This is a genomic window from Novosphingobium sp. SG751A, assembly GCF_013149295.1.
In the GTDB taxonomy this organism is placed as follows: domain Bacteria; phylum Pseudomonadota; class Alphaproteobacteria; order Sphingomonadales; family Sphingomonadaceae; genus Novosphingobium.
The window spans coordinates 88,801-102,123 of sequence record NZ_JABGCB010000006.1; the positions used below are offsets into that span (position 1 = coordinate 88,801).

Here is a 13,323-nt window from a genome sequence, read left to right on the forward strand (position 1 = left end):
GCTTCCTTCTCCCTTGTGGTTTTGATCGTGCTCGCCGCCTAGCCGACAGGCGCAAGTCGCCTTGAGAAATGCCATTGGATACATGGGGATAGATGCATATCTCTCTCCACTGTGCGGCACCGCTTTGGCGCGGCTTATAATTAGAATAATGATTATTGTTACAGCGGTTGCACGGCCGTTGCAACCGCCTTTGCCGCGTAATCCCTCCCATTCATGGCATTTATGAAAATGCATCCAAAGAAATTAGAATTATTATTCTTGACAGTCCACCGCGATGGATCATAACCATAATTCTAATTTAGTGATTCATCGGATACACCGTCAACCGGGCCTCCGGCGTCAAGAAATCACAAATTGCAAAAGAGGGAGGATTGCCAATGAACTACAGGAAAATTGTGCCCATTCTGCTTGCGGGCGGCGCGTTGATCGGCGCCAACCCGGCCATGGCCCAGAACCAGAACGGACAGAAGGTTGCCGAGCCCGATGCCCGGGAAATCATCGTCACCGCGCAAAACCGCAAGGAAAACGTCCAGAACGTTCCCATCGCCATCTCGGTGGTCACCGGCGCTGCGCTGGCTGCCCAGGGCGTGACCGATTTCACCTCGGTCCAGAAGGTTTCGCCGGCCCTCAACATCACCAACGACACCAACAACACCCGCGTCACCGTGCGCGGCGTCGGCTCGCTGACCAACAATGAGGCGCAGGATCAGTCGATTGCCGTCAATATCGACGGCGAATATCTGAACCGCCCGACCATCCTGAATGCCGCGATTTTCGACATCGACCGTGTTGAAGTGCTGCGCGGGCCTCAGGGCACGCTCTATGGCCGCAACTCCACCGGCGGCGCGGTCAATTTCATCACCCGCAAGCCTGGCGACCACACCGCCGTCAACGGCTCGGTGTCCTATGGCAATTTCAATTCGGTGCTGGTCGATGGCGGCGCGGATCTGGTGCTGAGCGAGGGCGCAGCGGTGCGCGTGGCGGGCTTCTATCGCAGCCATGACGGGTATAATTATCACCCCAACACGCCCTTCAGCCCGACCTCAGCCTTTACCCCTTCGACCGCCAATCGTTCGGACACTGACAACACGGGCGGCGGCCGCATCAGCCTGCGTTTGAAGCCGCTCAGCGGCCTGACGATGGACGGCTCGGTCGAGCATGTCGAACAGAACATCATCCCGGCTGCTCAGATGTGGAGCGACATGACCGCTGCGGGCAACAACCCCGGCACCAGCACCACCTCCTGCGGCAATGGCTGGTCGGTGGCGGCGGCGCGCACGGGCGGGGTTTCTTGCGTTCCGGCCAATATCAACGTTTTGGCCGGGCGGGATCGCTCGACCTATAATTCGCCCCTGATCGGCGTTGGCAGCCTTCACCAGATCTCGACGGCGGTGCGCGGGCGGCTGGCCTATGACATGGGCTTTGCCACGCTGACCTACACCGGCGGCTATCGCACCACCAAGAACACCGGGGGCAACACGCTCTCGCCCGCTTTCTATTTCAGCAATTTCGGCGGGACGGTGAAAACCAACAGCCACGAATTGCGCCTCAATGGCCTGACCCATGGCGTGCAATGGCAGGGCGGCGTGTTCTACTTCTATGAACAGCTCAATTCCAATGGCGGGCTCTATTCGCCCTTCATCGGCGCGACCGGCTCCTATGTGAACTATTTCCGCCATCCCACCAACACCAAGAGCCTTTCCGCTTTCGGTCAGGCCGAAGTGCCGCTGACCGATACGCTGACCGCCGTGGTGGGCGGGCGTTATACACAGGATGATCGCGACGCGGCCTTCACCAATTACGCCTTCGCCTTTGGCAGCGGGCCGATTGAATTGACCAACCAGCCCTCGACCACCAGCCCGCTCAAATATTCGGGCAACAAGTTCACCTGGCTGGCCGGGCTGAATTACAAGCCCAATTCGGCCACGCTGATCTACGGCAAGGTTTCGACCGGCTATAAGGCGGGCGGTTTCGACGGTGCGGGCACGGCGTTCCGCCCTGAAACCAACACTGCCTACGAGGGTGGGGCCAAGCTCAAGCTGGGGCGCCATATCCTGAATCTTGCCGGGTTCTATTATGATTACAAGGACCTGCAAAATGACGTGCTGCTCAATCCGGCCATTGGCGCGCAGACGTTCAACGCGGGCAAGGCGCAGATCTATGGTCTGGAGGTTGAAACCACGCTGCGTCTGACCGACAATGACACGATCACCGGTTCGGCCAATCTGATGCATGCCAAATATACCGATTTCACCGCGAGCGTTGCCTCCTATGACATCGGCGCCTCTTCGGCCACGCCGCTGACCGCCAATCTCAAGGGCAACCGTCTGCCCCAGACGCCCAATGTCGTGATCACGCTGGGTTATGACCATATCTTCCGTCTGGGCGAGGCGGGCACGCTGACCTTCTCTGCCTTCAGCCGGTATAAGGGCGACTATTATCTCGATTTCTACAATTACGCCTCGGCGCGTCAGGATGCGCGCACCCAGACCGACCTGAGCCTTGAATACAAGCCGCAGAACAAGCGGTTCAGCGTTCAGGCCTTTGTCCGCAATCTCGAGGATTACCGCTCGCTGGCCTATGCCGGCAACACGGTGGTGCCGGGCGTGGCCAATATCTACAATTTCCAATTCACCCCTCCGCGCACCTATGGCGTCCGGTTGGGTGTGGATTTCTGATCTGAAATATAGGCTTATGGCCTGAATTTTTGGGGTGGCTCCATCGCATGGGGCCACCCTGATTTTTCCGGCCTGATTTTTCCAATCCGGAGCATCCCCCTTATGCCCAAGATTCAAAGCCCCATGGCGCGCCGGGAATTTATGGCTGGAATGGCGCTGCTGATGGCGGTGGCGCCCTCGCTGGCGCAGGCCAAAATCGCGCCCAGTCCCTATCAGCCCTTGCTGCGCGAGGTGGCGCAACTGGTGATCCCGCGCAGCGCCACGTCGGGCGCGGGCGAGGTGGGCGTGGGGGCCTTCGTCCTGCTGGCGCTGGCGCACGGGCTGGAGGGGACCAAGGGGGTTGACCATGCGGCATGGCTGAAATCAACGCTGGGCGCCGGTTTTCTGGCGCAACCTTTGCCCAAACGCCGCGCCGCGCTGGCCGCTCTGGACGCGCGCGCCTTTGCCGGGGATGTGTCGGCCAAGCCGTGGCTGGCGATCAAGCGCCTCATTCTGCTGGGCTATTACACGTCCGAAACCGGCGGCTCGAAAGAACTGCAATATGTTCATGTGCCGGGCCGCTGGGATCCGGATCTGCCGCTCAAGCCCAGTGACCGCGCTTTTTCCAGCGACTGGTCGGCGGTGGATTTCGGATAAGGGGAGCGAGGCGATGGAATTCGATGCAATCGTGGTGGGCTCGGGCATCACCGGGGGCTGGGCGGCCAAGGAGCTGACCGAGGCGGGATTGAAAGTGCTGATGATCGAGCGCGGGCGCGAGATCCGGCATCAGCAGGATTACACCACCGAGATGAAGATGCCATGGGACATGCCGTTCCGGGGCCATGGCGACAGCGACCTGTATGATCGCGAATATGCGGTCCAGCGTCTGAACCGCCATTTCACAGAATTCACCCAGCCCAACTTCGTCAATGACGCGCAAAACCCCTATCAGACCGGCGAGGACACGCGCTTCACATGGTTCCGCTCCTATCAACTGGGCGGGCGGTCGCTGACATGGGGGCGGCAGTGTTATCGTTGGTCGGACTATGACTTTGGCGCCAATGCGCGCGATGGGCACGGCACCGACTGGCCGATCCGCTATGCCGACATCGCGCCATGGTATGACAAGGTGGAAAGCTTCATCGGCGTTTCGGGCGCCAAGGAAGGGCTGAAACAACTGCCCGATGGCCAGTTTCAGCCGCCGATGGCGTTGAACGCGGTTGAAACCCATGTGCGCAAGGTGATCGCCGGTCGCTGGCCCGAACGCTGTCTGACCGTGGGCCGCACGGCCAACATGACCGAGGGCAAGCCGGAGGAAGGCCGCGCACCGTGTCAGTATCGCTCGCTCTGCGCGCGGGGCTGTTCTTACGGCGCCTATTTCTCGACCCAATCCAGCACTTTGCCTGCCGCGATGAAGACCGGCAATCTGACCGTCATCACCGATGCCGTGGTCGAGGCGCTGGACTATGACCCGGCCACCAAGCGCGTGACCGGCGTACGTTATATCGACGCCAAGAAGCAGCGCCAGACCGCCCGCGCGCGGATTGTGTTCCTTAACGCCGGCGCGTTCAATTCGGTCCACATCCTGCTCAATTCCGTGCCGGGCGGTCTGGCCAACAGCAGCGGCGTGCTGGGCACGCATATCATGGACCATGCCAATACGCTCTCGGCCGCCGCGCTGATGCCCGGCTTTGAAACCCACACCAGTTTCGGCAATCGGCCCACAGGCGTGGTGATCCCGCGCTATCGCAATATGGATCAGATGGACGGCATCGGCCACACGCGCGGCTTTTCCTTTCAGGGCGGGGCGCTGCAAAGCACATGGACGCAGGGCAACCGCATGGAGGGCATCGGCGCAGCGTATAAGGACAAGCTGCGCCATCCCGGCCCGTGGCGCATGGTGCTGGTGGGCTTTGCCGATTGCGTGCCGCGCGCCGACAACCGGCTGACGCTGGATCGGACCAAGCTGGATGCCCATGGCCTGCCTCAGCTCAAGGTCGATTTCGCCTTTGGCAAAGAGGAACATGCCGCATTGGCGCAGGCCAAGGCCGAGGCGGCCGAAATGCTGACGGCTGCGGGCGGCAAGGTCATCATGGGCTTTGACCAGCCGGGGCCGGGGGGCACCGCGATCCACGAAATGGGCGGCGCGCGCATGGGCCATGATCCCAAGACCAGCGTGCTGAACAAATGGAGCCAGTCGCACGACATCGCCAATCTCTTCGTCACCGATGGCGCACAAATGAGTTCCTCTGCCTGCCAAAACCCATCGCTCACTTATATGGCCCTGACCGCGCGGGCGGCCCATGCGGCGGTGGGCATGCTGCGCGAGGGGCGGATTTGAGATGAGGACTCCGGCTGACCTTTCGCCCCGGCAAAAGACGCTGGCGCTGATTACGCTGATTATCGCGCTGGTGCTGGAGATCGTCGATATGACGATCGTCAACACCGCGCTGCCCTCGATCAAGGCCAGCCTTGGCGCCGATGCGCGCGCCTCGCAATGGATCGTGGCGGGCTATTCGCTGGCCTTTGCGCTCTTGCTGATGGCGGGGGGGAGGCTGGGCGATTCCTATGGCTATCGGCGCATGTTCGTGTTGGGGGTGATTGGTTTCACGTTTTCCTCGGCGGCCTGCGGCATGGCCACGACGGGCACGGGCCTTGTCGCCGCGCGGCTGATGCAGGGGGCGACCGGCGCGATCATGGCACCCCAATCCATGGCGCTGGTGCAGGTGTTGTTCAGCCCGCTCGAGCGGGTGTCGCGCATGGCGATGTTTGGCGTGATCGGCGGGCTGGCGGCGATTGCCGGGCCCATTCTGGGCGGCATGCTGATCGAGGCCAATCTGTTCGAACTGGGCTGGCGGGCGGTGTTTCTCATCAATCTGCCGGTGGGGATCGGTGCGGTGATCGCCGGGCTGATGCTGTTGCCCGAGGCGCGTTCTGGGCGGCCTGCGGGTTATGATTTCGTCGGCATGGGCCTGTTTGGGCTGGCGATGGCGGCCTTGTTCTGGCCGTTGATAGGTGCGGGCGAGGCGGGGCGCGGGCCGCTCCATTTCCTCACGCTGCTGGCGGCGGGGCCGCTGGGGTTTGCGGCGTGGCGCCATGTCGCGCGGCGGGTGAGGGCGGGGGATTCGGCCCTGTTCGACCCGGCGCTTTTCACCATCCCCACCTTTCGCAAAGGGCTGGCGCTTTCGGTGGTCTTTGCAGCGGCGGGGGCGGGCTTCCTGCTGGTCTTTGCCTTCGCGCTTCAGGCCGAGCGGGGGCAGAGCCCGCTGTTCACCGGGCTTTTGCATATGCCCTATGGCTTTGGCGCGATGTTCGGCATCGGGGTCATGAGCCGCAATTTTCTGCCCCGGCTGGGCCGCTGGGTGCTGGTGATCGGGGCAGGGCTGATGCTGCCTGCCTCTACGGCGGTGCTTTATGGCGCGACCTTTGCGCAATGGCCGTGGGGGCTGATCGGCGCGCTGCTGGTGCTGTCGGGTGCGGGCATGGGGATGACCAGCGGCTGCATCGGCCCCATCGTCGTCTCGCGGGTCGAGCGCGACCATGCGGGCGCGGCCAGCGCCTTGCTCAAAACCAGCCAGCAATTGGGCAGCGCGCTGGGCGTGGCGCTGGTGGGCAGTCTCTATTTCGCATGGGGTCACGCGTTTCCCGCGCTCGCGGCGGCGGGGGCGATTGATGCGATGCTGGCGATCTGTGTGGTTCTGGCACTGCGTTTGCCGGCGCGGCTGTTCTGATATTGGAAAGGTTTTTCTATGGCTTACGAAATCTCTGTCAATCTTGAATATATGTTCCACGAAGCGGGCGAACGGCTGGAGGATCGCATTGCCGCCGCCGCTGCTGCCGGTTTCACCAAGGCCGAGATGTTCACCACCGCCGGGCGCGATCTGGCCTCGCTGGGGCGGGCGCTGGGCGATCATGGGGTGGCGCTGATCTCGGTGTTGGCCGATCCGCGCACGCGCCTGATCGAGCGCGATACCCATGCTGCTTTCCGCGACCTGTTTCGTCAGGCCGCAGAGGATGCGCTGGCGCTGGGCTGCAACCGCGTGGTGGTGGGTTCGGGGCCGGGCGTGCCCTATATGAAGCGCGCGATGCAATTGGACATCGTGGCCGAGGCTGTCGCGGGCATCGTGCCGATTGCGCAGGAACTGGGCGTGACGGCGATGCTGGAGCCGGTCAACACCCGCGTCGATCACCCCGGCGTGCTGTTCAGCCAGACCATCGATGCGGTGAACGTCATCAAGGCGATCAATTCGTCCCATGTCCGCCTGCTCTATGACCTCTATCACTCGGTGGTCGAGGGCGAGAATCCCGCCGAGCAAGTGGCGCAGCATATCGGCCTGATCGAGCACGTCCAGATTGCCGACGCGCCGGGCCGGGGCGAGCCGGGATCGGGCGGCATTGACTGGGCCGCGATGCTGGGGCTGCTGCGCGGGGCCGGTTACACCGGGGCCATCGGCGTTGAGTGCAACCCCACGCAGCCCTCCACCGCGCAGGCGCTGGAATATATCCGGGAACTAGCCGCCGCGATCTGATTTGTAGAGTCAGGACGGGGAGAGGCGCTCATCCGTTATGGATGGGCGCCTCTTTTCATGTCCGGGCGGTTTGCGGCGATATACGTAAAATTCACTTTGTCGTTTTCATGTATACGCTTTGGCAAATTGCGATACATTGCGCGCACTCAATGCGACTCTTGCCAAAGGTCCGTCCATGACAGCTCATGATCGTAATCGCCCCGCGAAGGATCTGCTCGAAACGCTGTTTCGCCGCCTGCGCAAAATTGCGCGGGCGGGGGGGCGGCCCGTTGCCGCGCCATCCGACCCCGAAGCGCTGATGGCGCAATGTCAGGCCCTGCTCGATGAACGCAGCCAGTCCTCGGGCGTTCATCTGGCGGGCGATATCCTGGCCGCCTATGGCGCGCTGGAGGATGAGGACAAGCATGGCTTCCTGAGCGCGCTGGCGCAGGGTTTCGCCCCCGATGCCGAGGTGATCCGGGGCGCGGTGGCCGCCTATGACGCCGATCCCTCGCCCCTGCGCATGGCCGCCATTTCGCGCGCCGCCGAAGCGCCGCGTCAGGAGGTGCTGCGCCGCCTCAATCAGGCGCCGATGGCCACCGGGGCGTTGGTCAATATGCGCGCCGATCTGCTGCGTTTCCTGCGCGATGATTCCACCTTGCGCGTGCTCGATCAGGATTTGTCCCATCTGCTGCGTTCATGGTTCAACCGGGGCTTTCTGGTGATGCGGCGGATCGACTGGTCCAGCCCTGCCGATCTGCTCGAACGGATCATCCGCTATGAAGCGGTGCATTCCATCGCCACATGGGACGAATTGCGCGCGCGGCTGCTGCCTTCCGACCGGCGCTGCTATGGCTTTTTCCATCCGGCGCTGGGCGATGAGCCGCTGATCTTCGTGGAAGTCGCCTTGTGCGATGTCATTCCCTCCTCGATCCAGTCCTTGTTGGCGCAGGGGCGCGACGAACTGGACCCGGCGCAGGCCAAGGTCGCGGTTTTCTACTCGATCTCCAATTGTCAGGCGGGCCTTGCGGGCATTTCCTTTGGCCAGTTCCTGATCAAACAGGTGGTCGAGGATCTGGGCGCGGAATATCCCGGCCTTGAAACCTATGTGACGCTTTCGCCCATTCCCGGTTTCGCCCGCTGGCTCAAAAAGGCGGCGGGCGATGGCGATGAGGCCGCGCAGGCCGCGCTCGATCATGGGCCGATGCATGAATGGCACGCCCATGATCCGCGCCGCGCGGGGCTGATGCGGCTGGGCGCGCGCTATCTGCTGGGCGAGCGTGACGGGGAGGGGCGGTTGCTCGATCCTGTCGCGCGGTTTCATGTCGGCAATGGCGCGCGGGTCGAACGCCTGTGCTGGATGGCCGACACCAGCGCGCGGGGTATGGCGCAATCCCACGCGCTGATGGTCAACTATCTCTATGATCTGGACAATGTGGAGAGCAACCACAATGCCTATGCCCGTCACCGCGTGGTCAATGCCAGTGCGGCGATCAACGGATTGCTGGCCCCGCCGCGCAAATTATGGCGCGCGGCGGGCGAAGCTTATTTTGCGAAAAGGTCGGCGTAGGTCTCGCGCAGGGCTTTCTTCTGGATCTTGCCCATCGTGTTGCGCGGCAGTTCGGGCAGGAAGATCACCCGGCGCGGTTGCTTGAAGCGCGCCAGTTCGCCCGCGATGGCCGACAGTACGGCGGCCTCGTCCAGCGCGGCGTCGCGTGCCTGCACCACGGCCACCACGCCTTCGCCCATATCCTTGTGCGGGATGCCTATGACGGCGCTTTCGGCAATGCCGGGGATGGCGTCGATCAGCGCCTCGACCTCGGCAGGATAGACGTTGAACCCGCCGCAGATGATCAGATCCTTGGCCCGGCCCACGATCGAGACATAGCCGCGCGGGTCAATCACGCCCAGATCGCCGGTGATGAAGAAGCCGTTCTCGCGCAATTCCTCGGCAGTCTTTTCGGGCAATTGCCAATAGCCCTTGAACACGTTGGGCCCGCGCACCTCGATCACGCCCACTTCGCCCTGGGCCAAGTTGTCGCCCGTTTCGGGATCGGCGATGCGCAATTCGACGCCGGGCAGGGGAAAGCCCACGCTGCCCGGAACCCGGTCGCCCTCATAGGGGTTCGAGGTGTTCATATTGGTTTCGGTCATGCCATAGCGTTCGAGGATGGCGTGACCGGTGCGCGCGGAAAACTCCTTATGCGTCTCGGCCGAAAGCGGGGCCGAGCCCGACACGAACAGGCGCATATGCGAAACCAGTTCTCGGGTGAAATCCGCCTCGCCCAGCAGGCGCGAATAGAAGGTCGGCACGCCCATCAGCACAGTGGCGCGCGGCATCAGGCGGATCAGTTCGCGCACGTCGAATTTGGGCAGCAGGATGATCGCGCTGCCCGCCGTGATGGTGATGTTCGTGGCCACGAACAACCCGTGCGTGTGGAAAATCGGCAGGGCATGGAGCAGGACATCGCCCTCGGTAAAGCGCCAGTAATCCTTGAGCGTGGCCGAATTGGAGGCCAGATTGCACTGTGTCAGCATCGCGCCCTTCGACCGGCCCGTGGTGCCCGAGGTGTAGAGGATCGCGGCCAGATCATCCATCGCCACCGGATGGATCTCGGCCTGCGCGCTCTGCGCATCGGCGCCGACGGGCAGGCTGCCTTCGCCATGGCTGCCCAGCGTCAGGCGTGCGCCAATGCCAAGGTCGGCGCAGAGCGCGGCCATCGCGGCCTCATCCTCGGGGCGATGGATGAACAGGGCGGGCGTGGCGTCTGACAGGAAGAAACGCACTTCCGCCGCTGTATACGCCGTGTTGAGCGGCAGATAGACCGCCCCGATCCGCAAGGATGCCAGATAGGTCAGCAGCGCATCGGGGCTTTTTTCCACCTGCACCGCGATACGGTCGCCCGGCTTGACGCCGGAGGCGCGAAACAGATTGGCCATCTGCCCGCTGCGCGCGACGGCTTGGGCATAGGTGATCGCGCCGAGTTCGGGCAGGATCAGAAAGGGCGCATCGGGCGCGGCGATGCTGCGGTTGAGGAAGATCGAGAAGAGGTCTTGCGCCATAATGTGTCCCTTGAACCGATTTTGGGAATCCGTGATCGCACGCCCATACAACATGGTTGATTGCGGTTCTAGTGTATGCAAGAAGTGCGAATGAGAAAATTATCGCATACACGCGGCGCGATGGCAAACGGGGTGGATCATGTCTGAGGAAGCCCCGAACCTGCTGCTTTCCGAACGCATCCGCATCGCGCTGGCCGATGAGATCACCACCGGGCAACTGGCGCCGGGGAGCGCGCTGGACGAGCAGCAGATCGGCGACCGATTTGGCGCTTCACGGACCCCCGTGCGCGAGGCGATCCGGCAATTGTCGGCGGTGGGCCTGGTCGAAATGCGGCCCCGGCGCGGCGCGGTCGTCTCGGGCGTCAGCACCCAGCGCATCATCGACATGTTCGAAATGAGCGCCGAGATCGAGGCCATGTGCGTGCGCCTTGCCACCTATCGCATGAACCCGGTGGAACGCAGCCGATTGGCGCAATTACATGAGGATTCCGAGGCGATGGTGGCGGCGGGCGACATTGACGCCTATGACCGGATGAACTGGGATTTCCACCAGACGATCTATGAAGGCACGCATAATGCCTTCATCGCCGAACAGGCGCTGGCGCTGCGCGACCGGATGGCGGCCTTTCGGCGCACGCAATTGCGCGGGGGCGGCCGCCCGGCCAAATCGCGGGCCGAACATGGCGAATTGCTGGCCGCGATCATGCGCGGTGATGGCGAGGAGGCCGCGCGCTGCATGCGCTCGCATATGTTCCACGCCTCGCTGGCGCTCGAACGATTTACCGCCGGACGATCATAAAAAGCCGGGGAGAGGAACACAATGGCAATCTATGGAACCGCGCTGCTCGCGCTCTGCACGCTGATCGGCGTGGCGCTGGGCGAGGCTTTGGGCATGGCGCTGCATGTAAAGGCCAATGTCGGCGGGGTGGGCATCGCCATGATGCTGCTGATCGCCGCGCGGCTGTGGCTGGCGCGGACGGGGCGGCTGACGCCGGGGCTGAAGCTGGGGGTCGAATTCTGGGCCCTGATGTATATTCCCATCGTGGTGGCCATGGCCGCGCAGCAAAATGTGCTGGCCGCGCTGGAAGGCGGGCCGATGGCGGTGCTGACCGGCGTGGTCGTCGTGGCGATCTGCTTTTGCCTTGTCGCGCTGCTCAGCCGGAGCGCAGGAGCCCATCATGATTGAGATTGCCCACAAAGTCATTGCCGACCAGTCGCTGGTCCTCGCCTTTGCAGCGGTCGGCGCGCTGATGTGGATCAGCGCGATGGTCTCGCGCCTGTTGTTTCGCGGGCGCATCCATGCCAGCGCGATTGCGATCATGGCCGCGCTGGCGTTGGCCTGGTATGGCGGGATCATCACCGGGGGCAAGAAGGGGCTGGCCGATGTGCCCGCTTTTGCGGGCCTGCTGCTGATGGGCGGGGCGATGCTGCGCGACTTTGCCATTGTCGCCACCGCTTTTGAGGTCGACCCCATCGAGGCGCGCAAGGCGGGCCTGCTTGGCGCTTTCGCCTTGCTGCTGGGCACGGTGGTGCCCTTTGCCGTGGGCGCCGGGATTGCGTGGAGTTTCGGCTATCGCGATGCCGTCTCGCTGGCCACTTTGGGGGCGGGGGCGGTCACCTATATCGTCGGGCCGGTGACGGGGGCGGCGCTGGGCGCGTCCTCGCCGGTGATGGCGCTTTCCATTGCCACGGGTGTGCTCAAGGCTGTGCTGGTGATGGCCACCACGCCCATGGCCGCGCGTTTCATGGGCCTGAACAATCCGCGCAGCGCGATGATCTTTGGCGGCCTGGCCGGAACGGTCAGCGGGGTGGCAGGCGGGCTTGCCGCCACCGATGAGAAGCTGGTGCCTTATGGCGCATTGACGGCCACGTTCCACACCGGCCTTGGCTGTCTGCTCGCGCCCTCAGTACTGTTCCTGATCGTCAAGGCGCTGGTCTAGGCCGCATCATCAACGCCGCTACCACCCCCAGCGCCAACCCGGCGCCCAGCGCTGCCCCGCCAAAGGGCGCGGCATAGGTCGCATGTTGGGCCAGCGCGCCCGCCAGCGGCCCGGTCAGACACAGCGCCACGTCGATGAACAGCGCAAAAGTGCTGAGCGCCGTGCCTCGGCTCTGTTCGGGCACGCGCGCGATCACCAGCACGCCCAGCGCCGGGAACACCATCGCAAAGCCAAAGCCCGTGACCGCCGCCCCGGCAATCGCCAGATGCGCGCTGGGCGCGGAGGCCATGACCGCGAGGCCTGCCAGTTCGATCGCGATGAATACAGCCGAGACCGGCAGGCCGCCATGGCGCGCCACGCTGCGCACGAACAGCAGGCGCGAGACGATGAAAGCGCAGCCAAAAGCGGTCAGCGCCATCCACGCATCGGCCCAGCCAAAGGCGTTGAAATAGAGCGTGACGAAAGAGGTGATGACCCCAAAGCCGATGGTCGCCATGGCCAGCGCCGCGCCAAAGGGCAGCACCGCGCCAAACACCGTACGCATGGGCCAGCGTTGGGCCGCAGGAACGCACGCAGCCGGTTGCGGCCAGACGAAAGCCAACCCCGCCGCGCCAAGCAGCAGCAGCGCCATGCCCAGCGCCATCACTCCGCCCAGCCCGAAAATCCACACGCCCGCAGGCGCCCCGCCCGCAATCGCGGCATAGGTGGCAATGCCGTTCCACGAGATCATCCGCGCCGATTGCCCTGCGCCCAGCCGCATGATGCCCCATGCCATCGCGCTGGTGCTGACCAGGCTTTCGCTGAAACCCAGCAGAATGCGCGAAGCCATCATCACCGCCATGGCCGCCATGGGCGCGGTGATCCACAGTGCGGCAATGGTGGTGGCGCCCGCGCCAAGGCAGCAGACAAAGCCCAGCACGATCGCCTGGCGCGGCCCCGAGCGGTCGATCATCGGGCCGACTACGATGCGGCTGAGCACCGTGGCGACATATTGCGCGGAAATGAGAAAACCGGCCACCACCGGGCCAAAGCCCAGTTTCAGCGCCCATCTCGGCAGCACCGCCAGAGGCAGGCCCACTGCGAAATAGGCAAGGCCCGTGCATCCCGCGCAGAGGAAGATACTGCGCGCTGGGGAATCTTTGGTCATAATCTCCG

The 13,323-nt window shown here is 63.6% G+C and carries 11 protein-coding genes; 9 read left to right on the plus strand and 2 right to left on the minus strand.

The window, feature by feature from the left end; translation table 11 throughout:
• Nucleotides 1–377 precede the first annotated feature (377 nt).
• The 6 genes from FHW96_RS09635 (at nucleotide 378) to FHW96_RS09660 (ending at nucleotide 8,735) form a co-directional block, all read left to right on the plus strand.
• Entirely contained in the window at nucleotides 378–2,678 is a 2,301-nt protein-coding gene (locus FHW96_RS09635) for a TonB-dependent receptor (RefSeq protein ID WP_172340354.1), read from the plus strand.
• A gap of 123 nt (nucleotides 2,679–2,801) precedes the next feature.
• A complete protein-coding gene (locus FHW96_RS09640; protein ID WP_253950855.1) occupies nucleotides 2,802–3,314 on the plus strand; it encodes a gluconate 2-dehydrogenase subunit 3 family protein in 513 nt (170 codons plus the stop codon).
• A gap of 13 nt (nucleotides 3,315–3,327) precedes the next feature.
• Nucleotides 3,328–4,998, plus strand: a complete 1,671-nt coding sequence (locus FHW96_RS09645) for a GMC oxidoreductase (RefSeq protein WP_172340356.1) — start codon at nucleotides 3,328–3,330, stop codon at nucleotides 4,996–4,998.
• 1 nt (nucleotide 4,999) lies between these two features.
• A complete protein-coding gene (locus tag FHW96_RS09650; protein ID WP_172340357.1) occupies nucleotides 5,000–6,388 on the plus strand; it encodes an MFS transporter in 1,389 nt (462 codons plus the stop codon).
• An 18-nt stretch (nucleotides 6,389–6,406) separates the two neighbouring features.
• Nucleotides 6,407–7,186: a TIM barrel protein gene (locus FHW96_RS09655; protein ID WP_172340358.1), complete on the plus strand. Its 780-nt coding sequence runs from the start codon at nucleotides 6,407–6,409 to the stop codon at nucleotides 7,184–7,186.
• Between the two features lie 175 nt (nucleotides 7,187–7,361).
• Nucleotides 7,362–8,735 carry a malonyl-CoA decarboxylase gene (locus tag FHW96_RS09660; RefSeq protein WP_172340359.1) on the plus strand — a complete coding sequence of 458 codons (1,374 nt, stop codon included), beginning with the start codon at nucleotides 7,362–7,364 and terminating at the stop codon, nucleotides 8,733–8,735.
• Here the strand turns inward: FHW96_RS09660 and FHW96_RS09665 are convergent.
• Nucleotides 8,711–10,228 (minus strand): malonyl-CoA synthase, encoded by a 1,518-nt coding sequence (locus FHW96_RS09665; protein ID WP_172340360.1) that lies wholly within the window; start codon nucleotides 10,226–10,228, stop codon nucleotides 8,711–8,713. The two genes, FHW96_RS09660 and FHW96_RS09665, sit on opposite strands and share 25 nt — an antisense overlap.
• Nucleotides 10,229–10,367: 139 nt before the next feature.
• Between FHW96_RS09665 and FHW96_RS09670 the strand changes: the two genes are divergently transcribed.
• Genes FHW96_RS09670 through madM form a run of 3 tightly spaced genes read left to right on the plus strand, consistent with a single transcriptional unit; the run spans nucleotide 10,368 to nucleotide 12,168 of the window.
• Nucleotides 10,368–11,027, plus strand: a complete 660-nt coding sequence (locus FHW96_RS09670) for a GntR family transcriptional regulator (RefSeq protein ID WP_172340361.1) — start codon at nucleotides 10,368–10,370, stop codon at nucleotides 11,025–11,027.
• A gap of 21 nt (nucleotides 11,028–11,048) precedes the next feature.
• Nucleotides 11,049–11,414, plus strand: a complete 366-nt coding sequence (madL, locus tag FHW96_RS09675; RefSeq protein WP_172340362.1) for a malonate transporter subunit MadL — start codon at nucleotides 11,049–11,051, stop codon at nucleotides 11,412–11,414.
• On the plus strand, nucleotides 11,407–12,168 hold the full coding sequence (gene madM / locus FHW96_RS09680) for a malonate transporter subunit MadM (RefSeq protein ID WP_172340363.1): 762 nt from the start codon (nucleotides 11,407–11,409) through the stop codon (nucleotides 12,166–12,168). The genes madL and madM overlap by 8 nt, the downstream gene beginning before the upstream one ends.
• Here the strand turns inward: madM and FHW96_RS09685 are convergent.
• Entirely contained in the window at nucleotides 12,152–13,315 is a 1,164-nt protein-coding gene (locus FHW96_RS09685; RefSeq protein WP_172340364.1) for an MFS transporter, read from the minus strand. The genes madM and FHW96_RS09685 overlap by 17 nt on opposite strands.
• Between the last annotated feature and the right edge of the window lie 8 nt (nucleotides 13,316–13,323).